Raw genomic sequence first — 25585 nt, 5'->3', positions numbered from 1 at the left:
ATCAACAACTATCATGAAAAAAATAATCTTTACAGAGAAGGCTCCAGCTCCAATTGGACCTTATAATCAGGCTGTATTATCTGGAAATACACTTTATGCTTCTGGCCAGATTGCTATAAATCCGACTTCAGGCGAACTTGTAACTGACAACATCAACGATGAAACGAAGCAGGTAATGGAAAACATCGCTGCTATTCTTGAGGCTGCAGATATGACTTTTGAAAATGTGGTTAAAGCTACAATCTTCATTATGGATATGAACAATTTTGGAGCGATCAATACGATTTATGGTTCATATTTTAACGAAAAAACCGCTCCAGCACGTGAAACGGTTCAAGTGGCATGTCTGCCTAAGAATGTAAATGTTGAGATTTCTATAATTGCTGTGCAATAGCATCTAATAATAATTGTGCCGTTGCTTCATTCGTGGCCAGCGGCACATTATGTACATCACACACACGAATCAGCATATTAATATCTGCTTCATGCGGATGACTTGATAAAGGATCTTTAAAAAAGAAAACCATATTAGTAATTCCTTCTGCTACTCTTCCTGCAATCTGCGCATCACCTCCTAATGGACCCGAAAGCATTCTTTGCGTTTTAAATCCGGCAGCTTCGGCTTTTCCTCCGGTTGTTCCGGTACCAATTAGTTTGATTTTCTCATTATGAAGAATATCAGCATTTTTAATTAAAAACTCTATTAAATCTGCTTTTTTACCGTCATGAGCTATAATTGCAATTTCCATAAATCCGGAACTATTGGTTAGCAACATGGTACGCAATTAAACCGTCGATTGGTCTTCTTAAAACATTTCCTAATTTAAGCTCGTATTTATCAAAAGTTTCTTGTAATTCATCTTTTAAATAGAATGCAATAGAACCTACAAAGTGAACAGGAACTTCTTTACAGTTATCAAACTGTTTGATGTAGTTTTTAACGAAAGACTTCATTCCTTTGAAAATAATTTTTCTGCAGAAATCTGTGTCTTTATGTTTGATTAAAAACTTAGCGTAAGTTGCTAAATACGCGTTTGGATTTGGCTCTTTGTAAAGCTTATTTTTAATAAAATCTGGATCAACGTCGTATTCTTTTTCAAGTTCAACAGCTAATTCCTTAGGCATTTTATTAAAGTAATATTTTCTAATCAATTCTTTTCCGAAAACATTTCCGCTGCAGTCGTCCATTACGATATATCCTAATGATTGAACTTTTTGATGCAATACTTTTCCATCAAAATAACTACAGTTAGAACCTGTTCCAAGAATCGAAACAATAGCTTCTTCTCCTTTTGGAGTCGTAGCATAAACCGCTGCATAAGTATCTTCTTGAACGTCTACAATTGCGTTAGAGAAATATTCTTGAAAAACTTGTTTCAAATATTCTTTCATTCTGTCTGTTCCACATCCAGCTCCGTAAAAGAATAAGTGAGTAGCATTTTTTTTATTTTGTAAAATATCAAAACGATCATTTAATCTTGTAATGATTTCAGGACCGTCAAGTATTTCAGGATTTAATCCTAATGTTTGTGTCGTGAATAATACTTTTCCATTATCATCTATTGCAATCCAATCGGCTTTAGTAGACCCACTATCAACTATTAATTTCATTTTATTTTTTGTTTTTTGGTTTAGTTTTTCCTCAATAAGTGTATTTTTTACATTAATTAAAGACGCAACAAAATAAGAAAATCCCGTTCGACGCATCGAACGGGATTCTGCAAAAATATATAATATTATTTTAAACCTGCGATATGAACAGATAAATCGATCAATTTGCTTGAGTATCCGTACTCATTATCGTACCAAGATACTAATTTGAAGAAAGTTGAATTCAAACCAATTCCTGCAGTAGCATCGATGATAGAAGTTCTTTTGTCAGAAATGAAATCTTGAGAAACAACTGCATCTTCAGTAAATCCTAAGATACCTTTTAAGTCTGTTTCAGATGATTTTTTCAATACTGCCATAATTTCTTCGTATGAAGTTTCTTTAGCCACTTTTACAGTTAAGTCAACTACAGAAACGTCAGCAGTAGGAACACGGAAAGACATTCCAGTTAATTTTCCATTTAAAGATGGAATAACTTTTCCAACCGCTTTAGCAGCACCTGTTGAAGAAGGAATGATGTTGATTGCAGCAGCACGTCCACCTCTCCAGTCTTTTCTAGAAGGTCCGTCAGCTGTCATTTGAGTTGAAGTTGTTGCGTGTACTGTTGTCATTAAACCTTCAACGATTTCGAAATTATCGTGGATAACTTTAGCTAAAGGAGCTAAACAGTTTGTAGTACAAGAAGCGTTAGAAACAACTAAATCAGAAGCTTTTGCAGTTTCGTGGTTAACTCCCATTACAAACATTGGAGCATCAGCAGATGGAGCAGAGATGATAACTTTTTTTGCTCCTCCTTTTAAGTGCTCGCTTGCAGTTTCGATAGTTGTGAAGATACCAGTACATTCAGCTACTACATCTACATCAACTTCGTTCCATTTTAAGTCAGCAGGATTTCTTTCTGCAGTAATACGGATATTTCTTCCGTTTACATACAATTTTCCTTCTTTAACTTCTACAGTTCCGTTGAAACGACCGTGAACTGAATCATATTTTAATAAGTAAGCTAAGTGATCTACATCTAATAAATCGTTGATCGCTACTACTTCTACATTATCTCTATTAAAAGACTCTCTAAAAACGATTCTTCCGATACGTCCAAATCCGTTTATTCCTAATTTTACTTTTGACATTTTACTAAATTTTTGCTTTTGTTTTTATTACACTATTTTCAAAGTCTAATTTCCTCACAATAAACTTCTCTTCTTTTTAAACTTTATATAGATTATGTAGACATGATGTCTGACACTCTTAATAATTCTCTATCAATTTCTGATTTTCCTTTAATAGCTTGTTCTAATGGAGTTAAAACTACTTTATCTTCTTTTAAACCAACCATATAGTTTGATTTTCCTTCTAATAAAGACTCAACTGCTTTTACTCCTAAACGGCTTGCCAGTACACGGTCGAAGCAAGATGGAGAACCACCTCTCTGCATATGTCCTAATACTGAAACTCTTACATCGTACTCAGGTAAATTAGCTTCAACATAATCTTTTAATTCGAATACATTTTTACCAATTTTATCTCCTTCAGCAATCACTACAATACTTGATGATTTTCCTGAAGCTTTACTTTTTTGAAGAGAGTCTAACAATCTGTCTAATCCTAAATCTTCTTCAGGAATAAGGATTTCTTCTGCTCCTGCACCAATTCCGGCATTAAGAGCGATATGACCTGCATCTCTACCCATTACCTCTACAAAGAATAAACGGTTATGAGAACTTGCAGTGTCTCTAATTTTATCAATACAGTCAACAACAGTATTTAAAGCAGTGTCGTAACCTAAAGTAAAACTTGTACCATAAATATCATTATCGATTGTACCAGGAATTCCCATTACAGGAAAATCATATTCAGAGTTAAAAATTAAACCTCCAGTAAAACTTCCGTCACCACCAATTACAACCAAAGCATCCACTCCAGCTTTTAAAAGGTTTTCGTGCGCTTTCTTTCTACCTTCAGGTGTTCTGAAATCAACTGAACGAGCCGATTTTAAAATCGTTCCTCCTTTGTTTACAATGTTATTAACGCTTCGAGGGCCCATTTCTTTGAAATCTCCTTCGATCATTCCTTGATACCCTCTATAAATCCCTATGCATTCTATATTATGAAAAGCACATGTTCGAACAACAGATCGTATGGCAGCATTCATTCCAGGTGAATCTCCCCCTGAGGTTAGAACACCTACTTTTTTTATTGTTTTTGACATTATTTAAGTATTAAAGTGTAAAATTAGCAAACATTCAGCACTTTTCCGGTTCTGTTTATTATAAATTAATAAAATCTGTTAAATTCAAACGTTTTCGTTAATAAGTTTTTTAGCGGTAAAAATTTCATTTAAAATAATAAAAGCCACTTTTTTTAATTAAATGTTTAAAATTAACAATACCCAAATGAAGTGTTATAAAAATAGCATCTTATGGTTTAGAAACCAAAAAGTTATAAAAAGTTTAAAAGTAGCATAAAAAACCCCATTATAAAAATAATGGGGTTAGATATAGGTTTCTTTTAACAGTCATTTAAAAATCATTATCTGGAATCACTGCTTCATTATTGCTTTTTGGCGGCGTCTTTTTTTCCTCTTGTTTCTTTTCAGATTTCTTTTTATCCTTCTCTTCTTCTTTTCGTTTATTGAAGTTAATAAAGTCAGGATTTAAATTCGAATCTTGAAAATCATCAGAGTTTTTAATCGCTCTTTCCAATTTATGACTCTTGAATATTTTGTTTACCAATTCGCTGAAAGTATCAAAATCGACTTCATATGAAATACCAACACCTTGTGTGTAGCCAATTCCTTGTCCTACGTAATTGATATCGTTTTCTTTATTGAACAATCGAAGATTCATCGAACCGTCTTCGTTTACACGATACAAAATTTCAATATCTCCCACAATCGCCGATTCGTTTACTCCTCCAACCGGAACTCCAAGTTTTCCGTTAATGGTAATTCTTTCATTAACTTGAGATGAAATATTAGCTACAAATTGTCCGTCAGCCTCCTGCCCCATTCTTCTATCAGCAGACACATAATTCAAGTCGATATTTACTTTATCATTATCTGATTTAATAATACCGCCTAATAAACTTGAAGCCGTTTCAGTAAGCGTTCCTGAAAAATCTCCCTGACTAAAACCATCGGTACTCATAAACGAACCGGTAGACAATAGATACAAGGCTTGGGTTTGACGAATATCTTTATCATCCAGTTTGTACTGAATCTCTGATTTCAATACATTACTTACGGATGGAAACTGAATATCAAAATTAGGTTCCGGGCTTGCCAAATCTCCTCTTAATCCAATCACAACTTCTACTGGTACTTTTTTATTGAAAGATGAAGTGTTATCTAATAAAACTGCAGGATTCGCCGTAGTTTTATAAACGGCTTCTAAATTCAGCTGTGCACGCATAGGGTTTCCTTCCCAAATAATAGAACCTCCTTTTTTAACTGCGAATTTTTTATCGATTAAACCGCCGTATTTAAAATTATAAGTTCCTTCGTATGCCTGGAAATCTCCCCACATATTAAATTTACCGAGTGTATTAATTTTAAATAATAACGATCCGTACCCTTTTCCTTTCATACCGTGGCCGGAATTTCGATCAAGAATTACTTCTACTTCGGCATCTGGCGTAATATCAAAATCAAATTCAAGTTCCAAACCGTTATAGTTTCGGGTTCTTTCTACAATACCATTGGCGAGATTGTATTTTTCTTTTGGCGTTACAAAATGAATCCAGCTGCTTTCTCCAACACTTTGCGCATTGTTAATAGGAATTTTTACTTCGGTTCCTTTTTCCGATTTGGCATCTACCTTAATAAATAAACTTTCCGTTGGTCCTTTTATACTCGCAGTTCCGTTTATAAAAGCGGTTCCAAAATACGCCGCATCTTCACTATCTTTTGTATCAAGAGCTAATAAACGTTTGGATGTTATGGTAAGATCGAGTTTCCAATCTCCGAAATTATGATGTTCTATCGTTCCATTTAGCAATCCTTTTGTTTTATACTTAGTATCGGTTAACTGATTATTTCTAAACAAGAATTTTTCGTCGGTCAAATCGATTACGGTTCGATCGCTTAACTCATAATCAGTATTTAGATATGGAATTGTCATTCCGGCTTTTTCCACATACAAACGTCCGTTTATTTCCGGCTTATTTAAATTTCCAACAACTGAAGCGTTTCCTGAAACAGATCCTCTAATATTCGACAAGACATCTCCTCCAACCGTTCCTAACGTAGCCAGATTGAAACCTTCGAGTTTTAAGCTCATATCCAGTATGGTTTCTTTGTTTTCGATTGCAAAAGTACCATTTGCCCTAAACGATTCTGCAAAACCATTTACAATAGAGGAATTTACAGTAAACTTTCGAAAGCTTTCATCACCAGAAATATCAAAATTCAAAGTTCCGAGATCGACTTTATTTAAATTTAGATGATCAATTACAATAGTTGCCGTGGGCTGATACACATTTTTATTCTGCTTGTAATTAATCTTTCCGTTCAAATTACCATTAAAGACAAATTTGGAATTAAACGGGGTAATCTTATTGATATCGACATCTTCAAAATTGAGGACAACATCTTTATAATCTTTACCTTTAATAATACCATTCAAATCGATTTTTTGATTCTCATGCGACAAGACTATATTATTAATGGTAAAGTTTTTAAAATACTGATCAAAAACAATTTGATTATCTTTTTCTGCATTTTCATTTAAATACCACAAATAATCTTTAAACTTCATTTCGGATTTCTTAATTCCTACAATGTTGTTTTTATTTTTATCGATAGTATGAAACAAATCGAGATTGAAATAATCCTGTCCTTTATCTCCACCTTTAAATTCCGAACGAACAAACAAAGTATCTTTTGAAGTTACATTGATTAAATTAAAATCACGGATCTTATAATAAGGTGTTTTAATACTGTCCAGCTCTACATAAGCATTATAAAGCGGGTTTTTATTATCGATATTGATTCGGATATTATCAAATGTATTTTTATCAGCGGTAATTTGCTGAGATTTAAATCTGAATTTAAATTCCTGTTGGTCCGAATCTATTTTTCCGCGCACAACGGTACTCGAATCAATTTTCATATCAGGATACAGCATTTCGACTACCTTATTATATACGTGGAAATTGAAACGTAAAAATTGTCCTTTTTTAACTTTATACGGTTTGTAATTGGTATACAAACTTCCAACGGAATTCATAACCAGTTTATCCAACTGCCCAAACTGAAATTTCCCTATAATTTTACCATTTACAACATCATTAGAGTTTATGGTTATGGTTCTCAGTTTATCAGCATCGAAATTCGAACTTACAGTAATTTCATCAAAAGCATACGTTGCTTTTGGATTTTGATATTCAGCATCTTTAATATAAATATCTCCCTGAAGATTCTCGATTGAATTTCCAGTTACCTGCACAACCGCATCTCCTTTAAAATAAGAAATAGAATCGTTAATAAACTTCAGCTTACGCAAATCTGAATTTTCGACATTGATATGAAAATCGTAACGGCTTTCACGTTTACTTAAATCTACCAATCCGTCAAATGTCAAACTCAGGTTTGGGTCGCTAATATTTACTTTACCTTTATAATAAGGAAGTTTGAAATTACCATTTACTACAATATTATTATAGGTATAATTATTATAGTACAATTTGCTGATATCTCCTTTTACAATAGTATTTAGATATTTTTTTGTAAAACCAACTCCATCAACATCCAGATTAAGAGTTGTTCTTCCAAGGTCTTTCCGATCTAAAACAGCACCAATATTAAAATTATCCAACACGATATTTCCAGAATACGAAGCTTTGTCGATAAAATCCATATTATTCATATGAAGATCGACTTTTCCGTTTCCTAAATCGGTTGCCATTTTAAAATTCGTGTCGAGATCTACAGTTGTAACTTTCGCTTTACCTATAATATTAAACTTCCCGATTTTTTTAAGTTCCTTTGGAAGACTTTTTCCCAGAATTCCAGGAAGCAGCACAACTAAATTATCATAACTGGAAAGCAGTTTATCAAACTTTCCGTCCATTGAAAATTTCTGTGTTTTATCGCCTAAAAGATTTTTGAAATTAATCGTTCCGTAAATTTTAGAACCATTGGTATCGCTAAGTCTAAGATGATTTAAATTCAGATTATTTAAAGGTCCTTTGATTTTGGTTTTTACTTTAAAATGCTGGTTTTTACCCAAACCATCGTAAAAATAACGAATGTCATTTGAAGCAATAGAAGAAGAATCCAGAGCCACATCAAACTTTACTTTATCTGTAAACTCAAGGAAATCGCCAACTTTATAATTTAAGATTGCCTTTCCGTAAATCCAAGACCTTTTGGTTTTAATAGCTAAATTTTCAACCTTAATTTGTTTTTTATTATAACTGAATTTACCGGCAAAGTTGGAAACATACAATCCTCTGTGATCTAAAAATGAAAAACGGTGAATCGTTGTATTTACTTCTGGCCCGTATATTTTAAAATCACTGATGTAAGCGTTTAGCTTTTTGAAATCTAAAAATTGAGGTGTTTTTTTGTTTTCATCTACCACAGAAAAACTTCCGTTTGAGATGTAAGCATTTCGCGCTGTCATCAAAAAATGTCTTTTTGACTGACTCTTTTTTCCGGTTTCAAACAATTTAATAAACTTATTAATATTGTTTTCATCCTCGTTTTTATAGGTTTTCAGATTAAAAATCAATCCCGTCAAACGAAGATCGCCAAAAATCAAATCACCGTCGAGCATCCTTTTAATACTCAAAATATCAGTGGAAATAATATCCGAATAAATCAAAGTATTTTTATGATGATCGCGTATAAGGACTTTTTTAAGTTTTACACCGCCAAAAATATTAATAGCAGTTCGCTCAACTGTAATATCGGTTTTAAAATCGTTATTTAATGTATCAGTAATATAATTGGCAATTTTGGTTTGTACAACCGGAAGGGACAAGGTGATAGCAAGTACCAGCAAAAGTAAAATTAAGCCAATCAGAGTTCTGGATACTATTTTTTTTACTTTTTTGATAACCTTGTTTTATTATTGTTTTTGTTAATTTAATTTGAACAGACAAAGGACCGCTGTTATTGATAAAAATTCTTTAATTTTGGCATCTGCTTTACACAAATAAAATTAATAAATTTATTTGTCAAATATAATCCAAAATCGTGCCTTTATATGCAAAATTCAGAGGTTTTTATTTTAGCCATCGAAAGTTCGTGCGATGATACTGCTGCTGCAGTTTTACATAACGATAAAGTACTCTCAAATGTTGTGGCCAATCAGTTAATTCACAATCAATATGGCGGTGTGGTTCCAGAATTAGCTTCGAGAGCCCATCAGCAAAATATAGTTCCCGTAATCGATGCTGCCCTTAAGAAGGCAAATGTACAAAAAGAACAGCTAAACGCCATTGCCTTTACACAAGGTCCGGGTTTAATGGGGTCTTTACTAGTGGGAACTTCTTTCAGCAAATCATTATCATTAGCCTTAAATATTCCGTTAATTGCTGTAAATCACATGCATGCTCATATTCTGGCTCATTTTATTGATGAAGAAGGATATGACAAACCTGAGTTTCCATTTTTAGCATTAACTATCAGCGGCGGACATACACAAATCGTAAAAGTCAACGGTTTTTTTGATATGGAAATCATTGGCGAAACGACTGATGATGCCGTAGGAGAAGCTTTTGACAAAAGTGCCAAAATTTTAGGACTGCCTTATCCAGGCGGACCTTTAATTGATAAATATGCTAAAGAAGGAAATCCAAAAGCATTTGCTTTTACAAAACCTAAAGTTCCGGGATTGGATTTTAGTTTCTCTGGATTAAAAACGGCTATTTTATATTTCATTCAGAAAAACAAACAGGAAAATCCTAATTTCATAGAAGAAAACCTCAATGATATCTGCGCTTCTATTCAGCATACGATTATCGAAATTTTGATGGACAAAATAAAATTGGCTGTCAAAGAAACCGGAATCAAACAAATTGCGATTGGCGGTGGTGTTTCGGCCAACTCAGGAATTAGAAACACGCTGAAAGAAAGCGAAGGCAGATACGGCTGGAAAACTTTTATTCCGAAATTTGAATATACTACAGATAATGCTGCTATGATTGGAATTGTAGGCTATCAGAAATTTTTATCTAACCGTTTTGAAACGTCTGCTGTGGTTTCAAAAGCGAGAATTAAATTTTAAGTATGCAGTTATTTTTTAATCCTGATATAGACGAAACAACCCAAAGTTTTTCTTTTGATAAAGAAGAAAGCCGACATATTATAAAAGTTTTGCGTAAAAAAGATTCGGATATACTGCATGTTACGAATGGGAAAGGTATATTGTTTGAAACCGAAATCACGTTGGCTTCAGACAATAAATGCATTGTAGATGTTATTTCGATTACCAAATCGCCCGAACCAAAATTTCGTTTGCATCTGGCAGTAGCACCAACCAAAATGAACGATCGTTTTGAATGGTTTTTAGAAAAAGCTACTGAAATTGGAATACAAGAAATCACGCCTATAATCTGCGACCGCTCTGAAAGAAAAGTGGTGAATTTAGACCGTTTTGAAAAAATTATTTTGTCTGCCATGAAACAATCAAATGAAACGTTTCTGCCTAAATTAAATGAAGCGGTTTCATTTAAAGAATTCATCAAACAAAAAAATCAAGGACTTCAATTTATTGCTCATTGCGAAGAAACAGACAAAAAATCTTTGAAGGAAACTTTAAAGCCAAATGAAAATGTGACATTGTTAATTGGCCCTGAAGGAGATTTCTCCGAAAAAGAAATAAAACTGGCAATAGAAAACCATTATCAGCCTGTAACTTTAGGAAATACACGTTTACGAACGGAAACTGCTGCTGTTGTGGCTTGTCATAGTGTGGTATTTTTTAATGAAACCTCAAACTAAATTATTGTTGCATAAACTATGAAAAAACTACTGCTTTTATTTTTATTAGTTTCTCTTCCATCCTTTTCTCAGGAAATCGCTTTATTAAAATACAGCGGCGGCGGTGACTGGTACGCCAATCCGACTTCGCTGCCAAATTTGATTCGTTTTTGCAATTCGAATATCAATACACGTATAAAAACAAAACCTTCAACAGTAGAACTAAGCAATCCTGATTTATTGTCCTACCCATTTGTACACATGACTGGACACGGAAATGTGGTTTTCAGCGATTCTGATATTACGAATCTGAGAAATTATTTAAACGGAGGCGGATTTCTTCACATCGACGATAATTATGGAATGGATCAATACATTCGAAAAGAAATTAAAAAAATATTTCCTAATAATGATTTAGTTGAAATTCCAGCCAACCACGCTATTTTTCAAAAGCCGTTTTCTTTCCCAAACGGACTTCCGAAAATACACGAACACGACGGAACACGTCCGCAGGCATTTGGAGTTTTTGTAGAAAATAAACTGGTTTTACTATATACTTACGAATGTGATTTAGGAGACGGCTGGGAAGATGCCGAAGTACACAACGATCCCGCAAATGTTCGCGAAAAAGCCTTAAAGATGGGTGCGAATATCATTAATTATATTTTTACCAATTAACATTTAAAAAGTGCAGCTTACCCACGAAGAAAACCAGTTTGAACGAAAAACTTTTCCGATAACTTTAGTCTGCGATCATATTTATTTTCAGCAGAATATTGGTTCACTTTTTAGAATTTCAGAAGCTTTTGGCGTAGAAAATATCATCTTTTTAGGAAAAGATATTCCGCTTACGCCAAGAAAAATCAACAAAACTTCCCGAAGCACACATCTTCATGTACCGCATCAGATTATTGAAGAAAACGCAGCATTAATTGAATATCTGCAGAAAAATGATTTCGAAATTATTGCCTTAGAAATCGCAAGTAACAGCAAACCGTTGAAAGAAGTTGTTATACCTCAAAATAAAAAAACTGCACTTTTAATAGGCAACGAAATCAGTGGCATTTCAGAAGATCTTTTAGAAATTTCACATCAAATTGTCCACATCAATATGTTTGGAAAAAACAGCAGCATGAATGTAGTTCAGGCAGCAAGTATTGCTTTATACGAGATTACTTCTTTATAAAATATCTTCCTACGTAAAAAGACGGTCTTTACTGATTTCTTTATCCAATTAGTGTATACAGATTGGGAATAAATCTTAAAATTAAGTTAAACAAACTTCTGGTAAAGTATTTTTAAGATGGTTTAAGAACTTTTTTAGGTGTTAAAACATTCAATAATAAGAAATTACATCATAAAAATAAATTTAACATTTTTGTAAGAACCAGAATTTACAAGGCTTTGTAAAATTCTCACAAATAAATCATTATAAAAATTTGGCTACAAAATGAATTTGTTATAAAATTGCGATCTGGTTAACCAAAACTAATATTTTATAACAAAAAACCCCGATTATTATGAAAAAAGTTATTATTTCTGCAATTACAGCATTAGTGCTGTTTTCTTGTCAAAATGACCAAACTGAATCTTCAGCTCCTGAAGCAGCAGTTGCAAGCCGTCGTGCCTGTGCCACCCAGGACGTATTAGAAGCTCAATTGAAAGCTAATCCGGCTCTTGCCATCACAATGAATGAAATCGAAGAATTTACAATCCAGCATGGTGACAAAAAATTCCAAGGCCGTCTTGTAAATGGTAAAATTGAAATTCCTGTTGTGGTAAACGTTTTGTACAGAACAACTGCAGAGAATATTTCCAACACTCAAATTCAATCTCAAATTGATGTTTTAAACAAAGATTTCAACGCTTTAAACTCTGATTACAATAATGTACCAGCATTATTCGCAGGTGTAAAAGCAAACATTGGAATTTCATTTGTTTTAGATCAGGTAATTAGAAAATCTACTACTAAAACTTCATGGGGAACTAACGATGCCATGAAAAAAACAGCTCAGGGAGGAATTGCTCCTACTTCACCAACTACAAAACTTAATATGTGGTCTTGTACAATTGGAGGAGGGATTTTAGGATATGCACAATTCCCTGGAGGAGCTTCTTCTACAGATGGAGTTGTAATTGATCCAAAATATTTCGGTTTATCTGGTTCTGCTAACGCGCCATTTAACTTAGGAAGAACTGCTACTCACGAAGTAGGCCACTGGATGAATTTACGTCACATTTGGGGAGATGCAACTTGCGGAAGCGACTTAGTATCAGATACACCAACTCACAATACTGCTAACTATGGTGTTCCTGCATATCCTCACTACAGTACTTGTTCTGGTACTCCTGTAGAAATGACAATGAACTACATGGATTATGTTGATGATGCTGCAATGTACATGTTCTCAACTGGACAGAAAAACAGAATTGCTGCCATATTTACAAGCGGTGGAGCGAGAGCTTCTTTTGCACAACCTTAATAAAAAAAATCTAATTAAAGGCGAGATGAAATCATCTCGCCTTTTTTTTTTGCTCATTATTTAGAACGCCCAAAACATTAGAAATATAAAAGCTTTTTCCTATATTTATAATCTTAAAATTTAAATATGATAACGTCAAAAACTATCTCTAACGGGATCTTACGAGCTTTAGCAACCATCTTAATAATTGGTATCGTTTTATACTTCTTATACTCAATACAAACTGTAATCGTTTACTTGTGTGTTTCGTTACTACTCTGCCTAATTGCAAATCCTTTAGTACTGTTTTTAAAAAATAAATTAAAATTCAGTAATTCAATGGCTGCCACCACTACCATTGTCTTTTTTATCTTTCTAATTGTGGGCTTTATTTTACTGTTTGTTCCTTTAATTATTTCCCAGGCAAACAATTTAGCCTTATTAGATACGGCTCATCTGCAGACTAAATTTATGGAAACCGAAAAGCATCTTGAAGAATACTTTAATATTCAGCATATTGATTTAAATAAAGTTATAAAAGATTCTAAATTGACTTCGGTATTAGATTTTAGTTATTTTACTGGATTTATTAATTCAATTATCAATTTTATGGCCGACATGGGAATGGGATTGGTATCGGTATTTTTTATTACTTTCTTCTTTATAAAAGACCAGACTATTTTTAAAGATCAAGCCAGAAGAATTCTTCCTGATTCTAATGAAGATAAAATTCTGAATTCGATTACAAAAATCAATCATTTACTAACCCGATATTTTATTGGTTTATTACTGCAGTTAATCGTTGTATTTGTTCTTTATCTGATTGTATTGCTGATATTTGGAAATAAAAATGCTTTTGTAATTGCTTTTTTATGCGCCATCCTAAACATTATTCCGTATTTAGGACCAATCATTGGAACTACTTTGGCGGCAATCTTAACCATGATTAGCATGATTGGAATGGATTTTCAATCAGAAATTCTGCCCAAAACTATTTATGTCGTAATAGGCTTTTTGATAGTTCAAGCAATCGACAATAATATCAGCCAGCCTATAATTTCATCAAAAAGTGTAAATTCGCACCCGTTAGAAATATTCTTAATTATCTTAATCAGCGGTATCACGTTTGGAATTGTCGGAATGATCATTGCCGTTCCTGCTTTTACCATGATTAAAGTAATTTTAAAAGAATTTTTTCCTGACAATAAAATTGTGTCCGTATTAACCGAAAGAATTTAGCATTGAATACCTCTATTTTGCATCCCGACATTCAGGAATTTATAACCCGAAACAGCGGTGCAGATATTAAAAAATTAGCGCTTCAGAAAAATCCATTTCCGGAAACGGATTGGATTTTGATTTTAAATCAGATTGAAGCCAAAGCTAAAGCAAAAGAAAAACTGCCTACTTGGTTTAGTGCTGAAAACATTATTTATCCGAGTAAAATTTCGGTTGAACAAACCTCATCAGAAAAAACAGCTGCTTACAAAGCTTCCTTAATAAACGGTAAATCAATAATCGATCTTACAGGAGGTTTTGGAGTGGATGATTATTATTTTTCGAAGAAATTTGAAACCATTGCACATTGCGAAATCAATCCGGATTTATCTGAAATTGTAAAACATAATTATGAGCAGTTAAAGGTTACCAACTGTACTTTTTATGCCGATGATTCTTCGAATGTTTTAAATAATTTAAACAAAAAATGGGATTGGATTTACATTGATCCTTCCAGAAGAAATGATGCAAAAGGCAAAGTTTTTATGCTGAAGGACTGTTTACCGAATGTTCCCGAAAATTTAGATTTTTATTTTGAAAAAGCCGATTCTATTTTAATTAAAACAGCTCCATTATTGGATATTTCAGCCGGTTTATCAGAATTGAAATTTGTAAAAAACATTCATATTATTGCTTTAGAAAATGAAGTAAAAGAACTTCTTTTCGAAATTCATAAAAATTATAAAGGCGAAATCACTTTAAAAACAGCCAATATTCTAAAAGATAAAGTAGAAACATTTGAATTTATTCTAGATGCTCAAAATCAGTTTTCATCTTATAATCTGCCGCAGCAATATCTTTATGAACCCAATTCGGCCATTATGAAATCTGGCGGATTTGATGAAGTCAGCGCGTTTTTTCAAATAAACAAACTGCATAAACATTCGCATTTATATACTTCGGAAAATTTAATCGATTTTCCCGGAAGAAGTTTTGCTATCGAAAAAGTCATTTCGTACCATAAAAATGAAATGAAAAAAGAACTTTTAAACCAGCAGGCAAACGTTACCACACGCAACTTTCCGGAAACGGTAGAAAACATCCGCAAAAAGTGGAAAATAAAAAATGGAGGAAATACATATTGTTTTTTTACAACTGATAAAAATGATAACAAAATAGTTTTAATTTGCACAAAAATTACTTAGCAATGAAACAACTAATTACATTCACTCTTTTTTTATTAACCTTTACCGCATTTGCCCAAAAACCATGTGAGTACAGCGTAAACGTAAATGACTCTATTGGCTCTTATAAAGTAACCAACGAATATTTAATAAGCGAGAAAAACTTTGGAGGAACTTTCAGTTATGTTTTCTTTTCTCTGGCACAAACAGACGGACTTCCAACATTAAATTTACAATTGATTCAAAAAAGTAAAGATTTCATCAAAGCGAATTGTTTTGACAAAAATTCCAAAATCTTTCTTCAGTTAGAAAATGGTAAAATTGTGACTTTAATGCACATTGACCAAGAAAGCTGCGGAACGCTTATCCGTGACGATAAAGGTTTTGACAACCGCGTTAACACAGGGATTTTTATGTTTATGAAAGACAATTTTGAAGAACTGAAAAAATCTCCAATTTTAATTATGAGAGTAAAATACTTAACGAATGTAGAAGATTATATTGTTAAGCGTGAATTAGTTTCGGAGCTGAATGGCAAAACGTATCAGCCAAACACTTATTTCATGGAAAACATTAAATGTGTCGAGTAATTAATTACAATTCCATTTTTGGTTGGAAACAGCATCTTTCAAACCTGTTTTTAAATTATAATGCCACCATTCAGAATCAAATGAATTGAATCCGTTTTGAATCATTATTTTTTTCAAAAACTTTCGGTTTGATAAAATATTTTTAGAAAACTTAGTATAGTTGTGACCGGCTTCGGGACCAAAAAAGTCAAAAGAAGTTCCCATATCAAGTTCTTTTCCGTCAGCATCAACTAACGAAATATCAACGGCTCCTCCTCTATTGTGGATGGAGCCTTTTTTTGGATCTGCCACATAATTGGGATTCGATACGATTGCCCACATTTTCTTCTGAATCGACAACGGACGATAACAATCATAGAGCTTTATTTTATATCCTTTTTTAATAAAATCTTTATTGGCAGCAACCAATGCTTTCACTGTTTTTAAACGCAGCAAACATTCGGCACAGTCATATACTTTGGCTTTCAAGAAATTATCTTCAGTAGCATATTTCATATCATACACAAAATCAGTGCTATAATCTTTTAAGTTTACAAAAGTAGTATCAGCAATTTGTTGTTCTGTTGGAACTTCATAAGCTTCATGCTGTGCGCAGACCGAAATCGTTCCCAAAAGAAAAAATGATAAAGATAAAGTTTTAATAAAATGTAACATAAAGTTATAATTGACGTCTTTTATGTAAATATAGAAATAATAATTAACTTCCTTTAACCCAAAAAACTAGTAATTATGATTCATAAAGCGCTATTATTATTTCTGAATTTATTTTTTGCGGTGATTTCTGTTTCTGCACAGCAAACCAAAACTGCAAAAGCAGCAGATCAAGAAAACACGTATGACATTCAAGACAGCGTGTCGATTAAAACCCGTGACGGAGCCATATTATCTGCTATGATCGCCCGAAAAAAGAACGATGCCCAACCACAACCTGTAATTTTGCAGTACACCATTTATGTTCGCGATAAAGGCAGAGATCTTAAATCCATTAAAGAATCTGTAGATAAAGGTTATACTGGAATTATCGTATATTCAAGAGGAAAACGCTTTAGTCCTAATGAAATTAATCCGTACGAAGACGAAGCCAATGATGTTTATGATGCTATAGATTGGATTAGTAAACAAAAATGGTGCAACGGAAAAGTCGCCATGTACGGAGGCAGTTATAACGGATTTACCCAATGGGCAGCCTGCAAAAAAATGCATCCCGCACTTAAAACAATCGTTCCTGCTGTAGCAAACAGACCCGGAATGGGACTTCCTATGGAAAACAATGTTTTTATAAATCCAAACTATGAATGGGCATTTTATGTGGGAAACAACAAATACCTTGATACTGTAACCAATAATAACCGACCTCGTTTTAGAGGTTTAAAATTTAGATGGTGGGAATCTGGAACGGCGTACAAAACATTAGACAGCATAGACGGCGAGCCAAACAGATGGTTTCAAAAATGGATAAAGCATCCTTCATTTGATTCCTACTGGCAGAAAATGGCGCCTTATAAAACCGATTTTGCTAAGATCAATATTCCTGTTTTAGCTTTTGACGGTTATTACAATGATTCGCAAAACTCGGGTTTGTACTATTTAAAAGAACTTCAAAAATACAGTCCGAAAACGCCTTTTTATCTGGTAATTGGTCCTTATGGACATTTTGGAACCCAGATTGGTGGTGAAGCCGTTTTAAACGATTACAAAGTCGATCCTGTTTCTTTAATTGATATTAAAAAAATTACCTATCAATGGTTTGATTATATTTTGAAAAATGGAGCCAAACCAGAAATTCTGAAAGATAAAATCAATTATGAAGTCATGGGTGCCAATGAATGGAAAAGCGCTTCTTCATTCGAAAAAATGCACAATGAATATCTGACTTTTTATTTGACTTCTGCTCCATCACAAGATTTTCGTTTAGCAGATTTTAAAAAACCAAAAAAGAAAGAATTTCTAACACAAGAAGTTGATTTTGCCAATAGAGAAATCAGCAATAACAATTACTATCCGAGTCCAATTATTCAGAAAGAAGTCAACAAAAATGATGGTTACTTTTTTATCAGCGAACCTTTGACTGAATCTTTAATAGTAAACGGTTCTTTTCTGGGAGAAATTAAACTAAGCATCAACAAAAAAGATTTGGATGTAGGCATCACAGTTTATGAAGTCACACCAAACGGAGAATATTTCCATCTTTCTTACTACATTGGCCGTGCCAGTTATGCAAAAGATATTGAAAAAAGACAGCTTTTAGAACCGAATACAATAGAAACAGTTTCTTTTTCAAATACCCATTTTGTGAGCAAAAAATTAAGTAAAGGAAGCCGACTTTTGATTGGTTTGACCGTTAATAAAAATCCTTTTTCACAATTAAATTACGGAACTGGAAAAGACGTTAGCGACGAAACTATACGCGATGCCAAAGAACCTTTAAAAATTCAGTGGTACAACGACAGCTTTATAAAAATTCCGGTTCTAAAATAATTTACCTATCTGTTTTTTAACAAAATATAAAATGAACAAACAAACCATATTAGCGTTACTTTTTCTTAATTCACTTTTCATGTCGAGTATAGTCGCACAGAACAACAAAAGTAAAATCGAAACTCAAAAATCAATTCAGCTTGAAACAGATAAAATTTTCGAAAAATTGGTTCAAATTAGAAGAGATTTTCATGAGAACCCAGAACTTGCCGGAAAAGAAAAAAGAACGCAGGAAATCATAAAAAAGCAATTAATTGATTTAGGTCTTAAGGTTGAAACCGATATTTATGGTTATGGCGTTGTAGGTATTTTGGAAGGTGCCAAAAAAGGAAAAAGAATAGCTTGGAGAGCCGATATGGACGCTCTCCCAAATGATTTTCCTGATAAATCTAGTTTTAAATTCAAAACAAAAGGCGTTCAGCACGGTTGTGGACACGATGTGCACATGACAATTGCGTTAGGAATTGCAGAAGTTTTAGTAAAAAATAAAAAGTCACTTCATGGTACGGTTTACTTTATTTTTCAACCAGAAGAAGAGACCTTTATTGGAGCTAAAAAAATGGTCGAAAATGAGATTTTTTCAAAATTTAAAATCGATGAGATTTTTGCGCTTCATGTAACGGCTTTACCTACTGGACAAATAATGGTAAAACCAAACGAAATGTTTGCTTACCAAAAAGAAATAGGAATACAATTTAAAACTGCATTATCGAACGAAGAAGTAAAAGATCTTTCTGCCAAAATCCGCAAGTCTTTGGTTAGAACTATTAATGATAGTAAACCTTGGGAAATTCAATCTATTTTAGATCCTAAAATTGGATTAACGAATCCAAACACCATATTTAAAGACTATTTAATTAGTGAAGAAAATTTCAGAAGTTATTCTAAAAATGATACTTTTCGTGTAAATGCAGAAATCTATGAAACCGATGCGACACGATTGAAAAATATTATTCCAACTGTTGAAAAAGTAATTGCAGACAATAATTATGGTTCAAAATTGCTTTCTGTTTCATTTATAAAAGAAAATCCAACTGTTTTAAACCATCCAAACTTAACAAAGACTTCTATAAATATTTTAGATAAAATCTTCGGAAAAGGATTTGTTGTTCCAGATTACGGACAAGTTCCTTATTTTAATGATGATTTCGCTTATTTTCAGCAAAAAATCCCTGGCGTTTATTTTCTCCTTGGAGGTTCTAATTTCCAGAAAGGAATCATCGCTATGAATCATGCTCCAAATTTTGAAGTCGATGAAGAATGCATTAGAACTGGAGTTAGGACATTTTCGTCATTACTATTTGAAAGAGGGAAATAAAAAATATCTTATGACCATGGAGGGATTTGAACCTCAAATTTCACCCGTCATCAAAATATTTTCTTTAACCCCTTTACCTTTCAGCATTCTAAAATGGGAACGTACGGCATGATAAAAAGGATAAGAAGTATACGGAAGATCATATTCTTCAGCATAACGCATTATAATCGGTGTTATGTACGGATAATACGTATGTCCTACTCCCGGAAAAAGATGATGTGCCACATGATGCGTAAAACCTCCATATAAAAAATTCGCCAATTTACTATTGGTGCTAAAATCTTTGGTCACAATCATTTGATGCACGGCCCAAGTCGCTGAAAGATTTCCTTCTTCATCCGTTCCCGGAAATTGAGCATCTTCATCAACGTGAGTAGATACCAAAGCTACAACTCCAAGAACACTTCCGCATAGGTGCATCGCAAACCAGCCTCCTAAAACAATATACCAAGGCTGATTGAGAAAAAACATTGGGATAAAAAGGATATAAAAAAGATTGATAATTTTAGCTGTGAATAATAGAAAAATTTGCCTCTTCGGAATTGTATCGACAACCTTCTTCACATAATTATTTTTAGTTCCGAAGAAATCCTTAAAATCCCGAATATAAATCCAGTTCAAGCTGTAAAGCGGATAAATAAACCACATATAAATATGCTGGTATTTATGATAACTAAATAACGGACTGTTAGGAAAAATACGAATGATATTGCTTTGTTTAATATCGATATCCCAGTCTTGTACATTTGGGTACGCGTGATGCAGATTAATATGACGGCGCATCCAAAGCCAGTGATTGCTTCCAAAAAGCTCCAGCACATACAAAAACCATTCGTTATGCTTTGCTTTCTTAAACAATGCTCCGTGAGCCGCATCATGAAAGGCATTTATAAAAAGCACAATCATGGTAAAACCACACAAAACATAAAACAAATACAAAAGAGAATTAGTATTGCCGAAAAATAAAATACAGCCATAAAACGCAAAATACAAAACCAATAGACCTATGGATTTTACAACGTTTAAACGATAGAGTGATTCGTTTTGCAAAACAGTTTCGTTGACTTCTGTGCGCATCTTCTTAAAAAAATCATCTGAACCAGCTTTGGAATAAACCGGGCGTTTTAATTTTTCCATAATCGTATTGGCTAGAAATTGTACTATCAAATTTAATAAAAAAAAGTTAAAACTCACATACGCAAACCATTAGAAGTAAAACTATAACCATTAAAAATGATAAACAAATCCCTGTTTTGAGATAAACACTTATTCTTTAAAATAAAATATCAGAATTTCATAACTTTACTATTCCGTAAAATCTACCATCTGCCTGAAACGGAAAATTCAAATTTCTTAAAATGAAAAAAAGAGAAAAACTAGAAATCATTAGAAAATACTATCCTAATGCTTTAACTACTATTGACTTCATTAATAAAATAATCGATTACGTTGAAGAAAACCTAGATCTCGAACCCGGACAAATTATGTATGCAGACAGTATTTGCAGCGACGATGTAAACAGCATACAATATCCGGTAAGAGCAAATGAATTTCTCGGCCCTTTTAAAATGGGCGGTTTAGATGGATTTCCATTTACTGGATTAACCGGAATGCAGGCATTTGCAAGTCATGTTCCAGATGATGGCGCAGTTTTCATTTATTATGGTCCACACATTGGTATTTCGAAAGAAGGCAAAATTGGAGAAATCAACCGTTTTGGGCAAATGCACGCTTCAAGCTGTTGCGGTGCAGCTCATGGCGCTTTAAGTAAACTTCAGAATAACGACATTCTGCCTGGTCATATTACCGAAATGGATTACCAGATGAACACCATCGAACAGATTCTTTACCATCAGAAAGATAAAATCCTGAATGCAGAAATTCCCCTTTATGAAACCACTGAAATTATTTATGAATCCATTGATAAAAGAATCGAAGAATTAGTATCGGCAACCCAATACAACTGCCGATACATTATTCTTGTTGGTGCAGTTTTAATTAATAGCGATAGTGATATTGGCTCATTTTCATCGACCAAAAAATTCGATGTCATCCATTTAAAAAATGGAACGAGAGAAAATTTATTACCGCTTATTAACAGCTTTTAAAAAATCCCCATATTTTCAGGCTTGATTGTAAATCCTAACCGGATCATGCTTTTATGTTCTTTATAGTCAATTAAACTTTCAGTGTAGCCCACAAACCATTGAAGCGTGACATAATAATTCTCATTTCGATACGGTCGCCAGTTTAGCTGTGTCTGCAGCGATCCGTAATTAATAAGTCCGCTTCCTTTTCTAAAAAGTACATCGGCGCTCCAGCGTCCGGGTTGTATCAAATAACTCGCGCTGGCTTCTCCATAACCAACGTATTGCGTCAATCCGGGATTATCATCTTTATCAACCAGCGGCACCCATCCTCTTATACCCACAGTCCATCTTGGCGAAACCTGAGATTTTAATGAAAACGCCAGCATATTCCAAGTTCTGGAATAAATAGAATCTCTTCCGTTTGATTCGTGTTCAAATGAAATCGCAGCATACGTAAGCCTTCCTCCTTTTAAATAAAACGGACGAACAATAGCAGCACCGGGATTAAAATTAATTTCCGAAAAAGGTTTTGAACTGGCATAAATATCCCAAAACGCTTTTTGTGTGTATAACAAATAAGGGAAAAAACTGCCAAACAAAGGTTTTGAAGTCAGTCGAAGTTTAAAACTAACTTGGTATTTTACATCGGCAGTATTTCGGGTAATATCAGTATTTATTGGAACTCCTGTTAAAAAGTAATTGTCTCGATGAACCGAAAAGCTGTTTTCTTTTAATAATGAATCTGCCGCGCGGAAGTTTTTCTTTTCTTCTATAATTTGGGAATTTACTTTAATTGAAAAAAAAACAATAAAGAGTATAAGGTATCTAGAGCGCATTTTTATGGATTAAATTGGTATTAAAATTTTAGTATTTACACTAAGTTACACTATTTTACTCAATTTTTAAAAAATTTCCGAGCACTTTTCTAGTACATTTTTAGGTCCTAAAATCCCATCAAATACACATCATTTTGATCGTTTATTTTCATCAAACCTCAGCAAAAACAAGTCTTTTCTATAATCACTTTCATTTTTAGTTTGATTTATAAAACGATCTAAACTTTTACTTTTTTGTAATTTGCTTTTTAAAAACCATTATTTCATTCTCTTATTTCTAAAAAACAAACTATGGTAAAAACCGGTACACCATTAAAATTTCTGGCAGTAGTTTTTTTAATTTCTGTATTTGCGTATAGTCAGCCTTCTATTTATGTCAATCAAATTGGTTTCGATCCCAAAAGTCCCAAAATTGCTTTAATAGAATATGATAGCAAACTGCCAAATACAACTTTTGATATTATTGATATTTCATCTCAAAAAGCTGTTTTTAACGCTGCCGTTGGTTCTCCCGAAAGTATAGACGAATGGAAGCCTGGAAAATTATTTTTCAAAGCCGATTTTTCATCTTTCCAAACACCCGGAAATTACAAAATCAAGATAAAAATTGCCAATCAAACTTATAGTTCAGCCACTTTTTCTATTGAAGAAAATATATTGGCAAAACGAACTATTTCTTCGATTGTACATTATTACAACAAACAAAGAGCCAACACACCAGAAGAACTTGAAGCTGATAAAAACATTCTTTTGTACGGAAGCACAAAAAAAGTCGATGTACGTGGCGGATGGTGCGATGCATCTGGTGATGTAAGCAAATACTTTTCGCATCTCGCATATGCCAATTTTGTATCGCCGCAGCAGACCCCTTTGGTAACTTGGTCGCTTATTAATACTTCTGAAACCATTTCAAAAAAACTCGTACAATGGAACATAAAAGATTCATTAGATAACGAAGCGCTTTGGGGCGCTGATTACATGATGAGATGTTTATCTGATGAAGATTATTTTTATATGATAGTTTTCAGCTATTTTGATAAAAATCCTGCAGCTAGAAGAATTGTGGGACTACATGCCAACAGCGTAACTACAGATGAATATCAGAGTGCTTTTCGCGAAGGCGCAGGAATGGCAATTGCGGCTCTCGCCCGAATTTCACAATGGAAGAAAAACGGCGAATTTACCTCTCAGCAATATCTCGACGGAGCCAAACGTGCTTATGCCCATCTTTTAAAATACAACACCAAATATGACGATGACGGAAAAGAAAACATCATCGATGAATATTGTGCCTTAATGGGAGCAACCGAATTATGGATCGCCACGAATGATAATTTCTACAAAGAAGAATCTCGAAAATGGGCGCACAAACTCGAAAACAGAATGACTGATAAAGGCTGGTTTAAAAGCAATGATGGCAATCGTCCGTTTTGGCATGCTGCAGATGCCGGTTTACCTGTAGTGACTTTAACCCGTTACTTGAAAAAAGAAACGGACACCAAAGAAAGAAACGCCGCTACAATGGTTATCAAAAAAGCTTTAGATTATAATTTAGCCGTTACAAACAATGTCAGCAATCCGTTTGGATATGCGAGACAAAGCTTTTTATTTCAAGGCAAAATTAAAGATGGATTTTTTATTCCGCATGAAAATGAAACCGGCTGGTGGTGGCAGGGCGAAAATGCCCGATTAGCTTCTCTTTCGACGGCAGCCGTTGAAGGTGCAAAAGTTTTATCTTTCAAAAAGAACGACAGCACCAAAAAATCATTAGACCTATTTGCTTCGCAGCAGCTTTCTTGGATTTTAGGCTGTAATCCGTATTCGGTGTGTTTTATGTATGAATTTGGAGAAAAAAACGTTCCTTACATGCATTCTAATTACGGACATGGCTCCGAAAAAGGTGGTATTTCAAATGGAGTTACTGGAAAAGAAGGAAATCCAGACGGCTCTGGAATTGATTTTAAGATGGATGTAGAAGGAAATGATGAATGGCGCTGGACAGAACAATGGATTCCGCATTCGGCTTGGTTTTTACAAGCCATTACAGCAACTGTCGAACCGTAATTTGAAATATTTAAAAAACAATTACATGAAAAATTTAATACTGCTAGTTTCTTTACTGTTTTTAAATTGCTTTTTGCAGGTAGATTGTCTGGCTCAAAAAACAAAAAAATCACGTTTTAAAGCTTTAGTTTTATACGAAAATGGCGGACACCATTTAGCTTTTACGAAAGCGGCAAAACCGTGGCTGAACAAACTCGCTACCGACAGCAGTTTTACAATTGATTACATTGAAAATACTAAAACTATAAATGAAAAACTTTTAAAGCAATATCAGGTTTTTATACAACTCGATTATCCTCCTTATACTTGGAGCGAAGAATCGATGCAGGCTTTTCAAAATTATATAAACAGCGGAAAAGGCGGCTGGGTTGGATTGCATCATGCCACTTTATTGGGAGAATTTGATGGGTATCCAATGTGGAAATGGTTTTCTGATTTTATGGGCGGTATTCGATTTGTCAATTACATTCCGGATTTTGCAAGTGGGAAAGTTCATGTAGAAGATAAACTTCACCCTGTTATGAAAGGTATTCCCGCAGATTTTCTGGTTCAAAAAGAAGAATGGTATACCTATGACAAAAGTCCGCGAGAGAATGTTCAGGTTTTGGCTTCAGTAGATGAATCGACTTATGAACCGGATTCAAAGATAAAAATGGGCGATCATCCTGTAGTGTGGACAAATGATCATTTTGCCTCCAAAAATGTCTATATTTTTATGGGACACGCTCCCGAATTGTTTGAAAATGAAGTTTACACTACTCTGCTTCGAAATTCTATTTTCTGGGCAGCAGCAAAAAGATGAAGTTGT

The 25585-nt window shown here is 33.7% G+C and carries 22 protein-coding genes; 14 read left to right on the top strand and 8 right to left on the bottom strand.

The genetic code is table 11. The annotated features are described in order from the left end of the window. Positions 1–13: 13 nt before the first annotated feature. Positions 14–394, top strand: coding sequence for a Rid family detoxifying hydrolase (locus tag J0383_RS18425; RefSeq protein ID WP_207295434.1), 381 nt, complete (start codon positions 14–16; stop codon positions 392–394). On the opposite strand, the gene J0383_RS18420 is transcribed toward J0383_RS18425, so the two are convergent. The 5 genes from J0383_RS18420 to J0383_RS18400 all read right to left on the bottom strand — a co-directional run bounded on the left by J0383_RS18420 (position 375) and on the right by J0383_RS18400 (position 8615). After that, positions 375–749 (bottom strand): methylglyoxal synthase, encoded by a 375-nt coding sequence (locus J0383_RS18420; RefSeq protein ID WP_207295433.1) that lies wholly within the window; start codon positions 747–749, stop codon positions 375–377. The two genes, J0383_RS18425 and J0383_RS18420, sit on opposite strands and share 20 nt — an antisense overlap. A gap of 10 nt (positions 750–759) precedes the next feature. Continuing rightward, the gene (locus J0383_RS18415; RefSeq protein WP_207295432.1) at positions 760–1611 is read right to left on the bottom strand and encodes an N-acetylglucosamine kinase; all 852 of its coding nucleotides are present in this window, start codon (positions 1609–1611) and stop codon (positions 760–762) included. A gap of 125 nt (positions 1612–1736) precedes the next feature. Beyond that, positions 1737–2741 carry a type I glyceraldehyde-3-phosphate dehydrogenase gene (gene gap, locus J0383_RS18410; protein WP_207295431.1) on the bottom strand — a complete coding sequence of 335 codons (1005 nt, stop codon included), beginning with the start codon at positions 2739–2741 and terminating at the stop codon, positions 1737–1739. Positions 2742–2833: 92 nt separating this feature from the next. After that, a complete protein-coding gene (pfkA, locus tag J0383_RS18405; RefSeq protein WP_207295430.1) occupies positions 2834–3820 on the bottom strand; it encodes a 6-phosphofructokinase in 987 nt (328 codons plus the stop codon). Between the two features lie 310 nt (positions 3821–4130). Next, positions 4131–8615: a translocation/assembly module TamB domain-containing protein gene (locus J0383_RS18400; protein WP_239023097.1), complete on the bottom strand. Its 4485-nt coding sequence runs from the start codon at positions 8613–8615 to the stop codon at positions 4131–4133. Positions 8616–8819: 204 nt separating this feature from the next. Here J0383_RS18400 and tsaD point away from each other — a divergent pair, with 204 nt between their 5' ends. The 8 genes from tsaD to J0383_RS18360 all read left to right on the top strand — a co-directional run bounded on the left by tsaD (position 8820) and on the right by J0383_RS18360 (position 15991). Beyond that, positions 8820–9842, top strand: a complete 1023-nt coding sequence (gene tsaD / locus J0383_RS18395; protein WP_207295429.1) for a tRNA (adenosine(37)-N6)-threonylcarbamoyltransferase complex transferase subunit TsaD — start codon at positions 8820–8822, stop codon at positions 9840–9842. Positions 9843–9844: 2 nt separating this feature from the next. After that, entirely contained in the window at positions 9845–10558 is a 714-nt protein-coding gene (locus tag J0383_RS18390) for a 16S rRNA (uracil(1498)-N(3))-methyltransferase (RefSeq protein ID WP_207295428.1), read from the top strand. An 18-nt stretch (positions 10559–10576) separates the two neighbouring features. Beyond that, positions 10577–11215, top strand: a complete 639-nt coding sequence (locus J0383_RS18385; protein ID WP_207295427.1) for a DUF4159 domain-containing protein — start codon at positions 10577–10579, stop codon at positions 11213–11215. A 10-nt stretch (positions 11216–11225) separates the two neighbouring features. After that, the gene (locus J0383_RS18380; RefSeq protein WP_207295426.1) at positions 11226–11723 is read left to right on the top strand and encodes a TrmH family RNA methyltransferase; all 498 of its coding nucleotides are present in this window, start codon (positions 11226–11228) and stop codon (positions 11721–11723) included. A gap of 334 nt (positions 11724–12057) precedes the next feature. After that, complete coding sequence (locus tag J0383_RS18375) at positions 12058–13020, top strand: zinc metalloprotease (RefSeq protein WP_207295425.1); 963 nt, start codon at positions 12058–12060, stop codon at positions 13018–13020. A 126-nt stretch (positions 13021–13146) separates the two neighbouring features. Continuing rightward, positions 13147–14238 carry an AI-2E family transporter gene (locus J0383_RS18370; protein ID WP_207295424.1) on the top strand — a complete coding sequence of 364 codons (1092 nt, stop codon included), beginning with the start codon at positions 13147–13149 and terminating at the stop codon, positions 14236–14238. Between the two features lie 2 nt (positions 14239–14240). Next, the gene (locus tag J0383_RS18365; protein ID WP_207295423.1) at positions 14241–15422 is read left to right on the top strand and encodes a THUMP-like domain-containing protein; all 1182 of its coding nucleotides are present in this window, start codon (positions 14241–14243) and stop codon (positions 15420–15422) included. Positions 15423–15424: 2 nt separating this feature from the next. Then, positions 15425–15991 carry a hypothetical protein gene (locus tag J0383_RS18360; RefSeq protein WP_207295422.1) on the top strand — a complete coding sequence of 189 codons (567 nt, stop codon included), beginning with the start codon at positions 15425–15427 and terminating at the stop codon, positions 15989–15991. On the opposite strand, the gene J0383_RS18355 is transcribed toward J0383_RS18360, so the two are convergent. Continuing rightward, positions 15992–16645: a M15 family metallopeptidase gene (locus J0383_RS18355; protein WP_207295421.1), complete on the bottom strand. Its 654-nt coding sequence runs from the start codon at positions 16643–16645 to the stop codon at positions 15992–15994. A 75-nt stretch (positions 16646–16720) separates the two neighbouring features. Between J0383_RS18355 and J0383_RS18350 the strand changes: the two genes are divergently transcribed. After that, a complete protein-coding gene (locus J0383_RS18350; protein WP_207295420.1) occupies positions 16721–18469 on the top strand; it encodes a CocE/NonD family hydrolase in 1749 nt (582 codons plus the stop codon). A gap of 79 nt (positions 18470–18548) precedes the next feature. Next, a complete protein-coding gene (locus J0383_RS18345) occupies positions 18549–19787 on the top strand; it encodes a M20 metallopeptidase family protein (protein ID WP_207295419.1) in 1239 nt (412 codons plus the stop codon). A gap of 33 nt (positions 19788–19820) precedes the next feature. Here J0383_RS18345 and J0383_RS18340 read toward each other — a convergent pair whose 3' ends face one another. Next, positions 19821–20924, bottom strand: a complete 1104-nt coding sequence (locus J0383_RS18340; RefSeq protein ID WP_207295418.1) for a fatty acid desaturase family protein — start codon at positions 20922–20924, stop codon at positions 19821–19823. Positions 20925–21145: 221 nt separating this feature from the next. On the opposite strand from J0383_RS18340, the gene J0383_RS18335 reads away from it, so the two are divergent. Beyond that, on the top strand, positions 21146–21895 hold the full coding sequence (locus J0383_RS18335) for a hypothetical protein (RefSeq protein WP_207295417.1): 750 nt from the start codon (positions 21146–21148) through the stop codon (positions 21893–21895). Here J0383_RS18335 and J0383_RS18330 read toward each other — a convergent pair. After that, positions 21892–22713, bottom strand: a complete 822-nt coding sequence (locus tag J0383_RS18330; protein WP_207295416.1) for a phospholipase A — start codon at positions 22711–22713, stop codon at positions 21892–21894. The two genes, J0383_RS18335 and J0383_RS18330, sit on opposite strands and share 4 nt — an antisense overlap. A 291-nt stretch (positions 22714–23004) precedes the next feature. Here J0383_RS18330 and J0383_RS18325 point away from each other — a divergent pair, with 291 nt between their 5' ends. Together J0383_RS18325 and J0383_RS18320 are read left to right on the top strand one after the other, a co-directional pair. Continuing rightward, on the top strand, positions 23005–24777 hold the full coding sequence (locus tag J0383_RS18325) for a glycoside hydrolase family 9 protein (protein ID WP_207295415.1): 1773 nt from the start codon (positions 23005–23007) through the stop codon (positions 24775–24777). Between the two features lie 25 nt (positions 24778–24802). After that, positions 24803–25579: a ThuA domain-containing protein gene (locus J0383_RS18320; RefSeq protein ID WP_207295414.1), complete on the top strand. Its 777-nt coding sequence runs from the start codon at positions 24803–24805 to the stop codon at positions 25577–25579. Positions 25580–25585 lie beyond the last annotated feature (6 nt).

Source organism: Flavobacterium endoglycinae (genome assembly GCF_017352115.1).
GTDB classification, from domain to species: domain Bacteria; phylum Bacteroidota; class Bacteroidia; order Flavobacteriales; family Flavobacteriaceae; genus Flavobacterium; species Flavobacterium endoglycinae.
Note: the sequence above shows the minus strand (reverse complement) of the source record. Positions and strands in the feature narration are given on the sequence as shown.

Bases quoted from the DNA above. Each gene is read 5' to 3' on its own strand.
- pfkA (WP_207295430.1), bottom strand. From the start codon at position 3,820: ATGTCAAAAACAATAAAAAAAGTAGGTGTTCTAACCTCAGGGGGAGAT.
- tsaD (WP_207295429.1), top strand. From the start codon at position 8,820: ATGCAAAATTCAGAGGTTTTTATTTTAGCCATCGAAAGTTCGTGCGAT.
- J0383_RS18385 (WP_207295427.1), top strand. From the start codon at position 10,577: ATGAAAAAACTACTGCTTTTATTTTTATTAGTTTCTCTTCCATCCTTT.
- J0383_RS18425 (WP_207295434.1), top strand. From the start codon at position 14: ATGAAAAAAATAATCTTTACAGAGAAGGCTCCAGCTCCAATTGGACCT.
- J0383_RS18415 (WP_207295432.1), bottom strand. From the start codon at position 1,611: ATGAAATTAATAGTTGATAGTGGGTCTACTAAAGCCGATTGGATTGCA.
- J0383_RS18375 (WP_207295425.1), top strand. From the start codon at position 12,058: ATGAAAAAAGTTATTATTTCTGCAATTACAGCATTAGTGCTGTTTTCT.
- J0383_RS18340 (WP_207295418.1), bottom strand. From the start codon at position 20,924: ATGGAAAAATTAAAACGCCCGGTTTATTCCAAAGCTGGTTCAGATGAT.
- J0383_RS18335 (WP_207295417.1), top strand. From the start codon at position 21,146: ATGAAAAAAAGAGAAAAACTAGAAATCATTAGAAAATACTATCCTAAT.
- J0383_RS18330 (WP_207295416.1), bottom strand. From the start codon at position 22,713: ATGCGCTCTAGATACCTTATACTCTTTATTGTTTTTTTTTCAATTAAA.
- J0383_RS18345 (WP_207295419.1), top strand. From the start codon at position 18,549: ATGTCGAGTATAGTCGCACAGAACAACAAAAGTAAAATCGAAACTCAA.
- J0383_RS18420 (WP_207295433.1), bottom strand. From the start codon at position 749: ATGGAAATTGCAATTATAGCTCATGACGGTAAAAAAGCAGATTTAATA.
- J0383_RS18390 (WP_207295428.1), top strand. From the start codon at position 9,845: ATGCAGTTATTTTTTAATCCTGATATAGACGAAACAACCCAAAGTTTT.
- J0383_RS18355 (WP_207295421.1), bottom strand. From the start codon at position 16,645: ATGTTACATTTTATTAAAACTTTATCTTTATCATTTTTTCTTTTGGGA.
- J0383_RS18370 (WP_207295424.1), top strand. From the start codon at position 13,147: ATGATAACGTCAAAAACTATCTCTAACGGGATCTTACGAGCTTTAGCA.
- J0383_RS18360 (WP_207295422.1), top strand. From the start codon at position 15,425: ATGAAACAACTAATTACATTCACTCTTTTTTTATTAACCTTTACCGCA.
- gap (WP_207295431.1), bottom strand. From the start codon at position 2,741: ATGTCAAAAGTAAAATTAGGAATAAACGGATTTGGACGTATCGGAAGA.
- J0383_RS18350 (WP_207295420.1), top strand. From the start codon at position 16,721: ATGATTCATAAAGCGCTATTATTATTTCTGAATTTATTTTTTGCGGTG.
- J0383_RS18325 (WP_207295415.1), top strand. From the start codon at position 23,005: ATGGTAAAAACCGGTACACCATTAAAATTTCTGGCAGTAGTTTTTTTA.
- J0383_RS18320 (WP_207295414.1), top strand. From the start codon at position 24,803: ATGAAAAATTTAATACTGCTAGTTTCTTTACTGTTTTTAAATTGCTTT.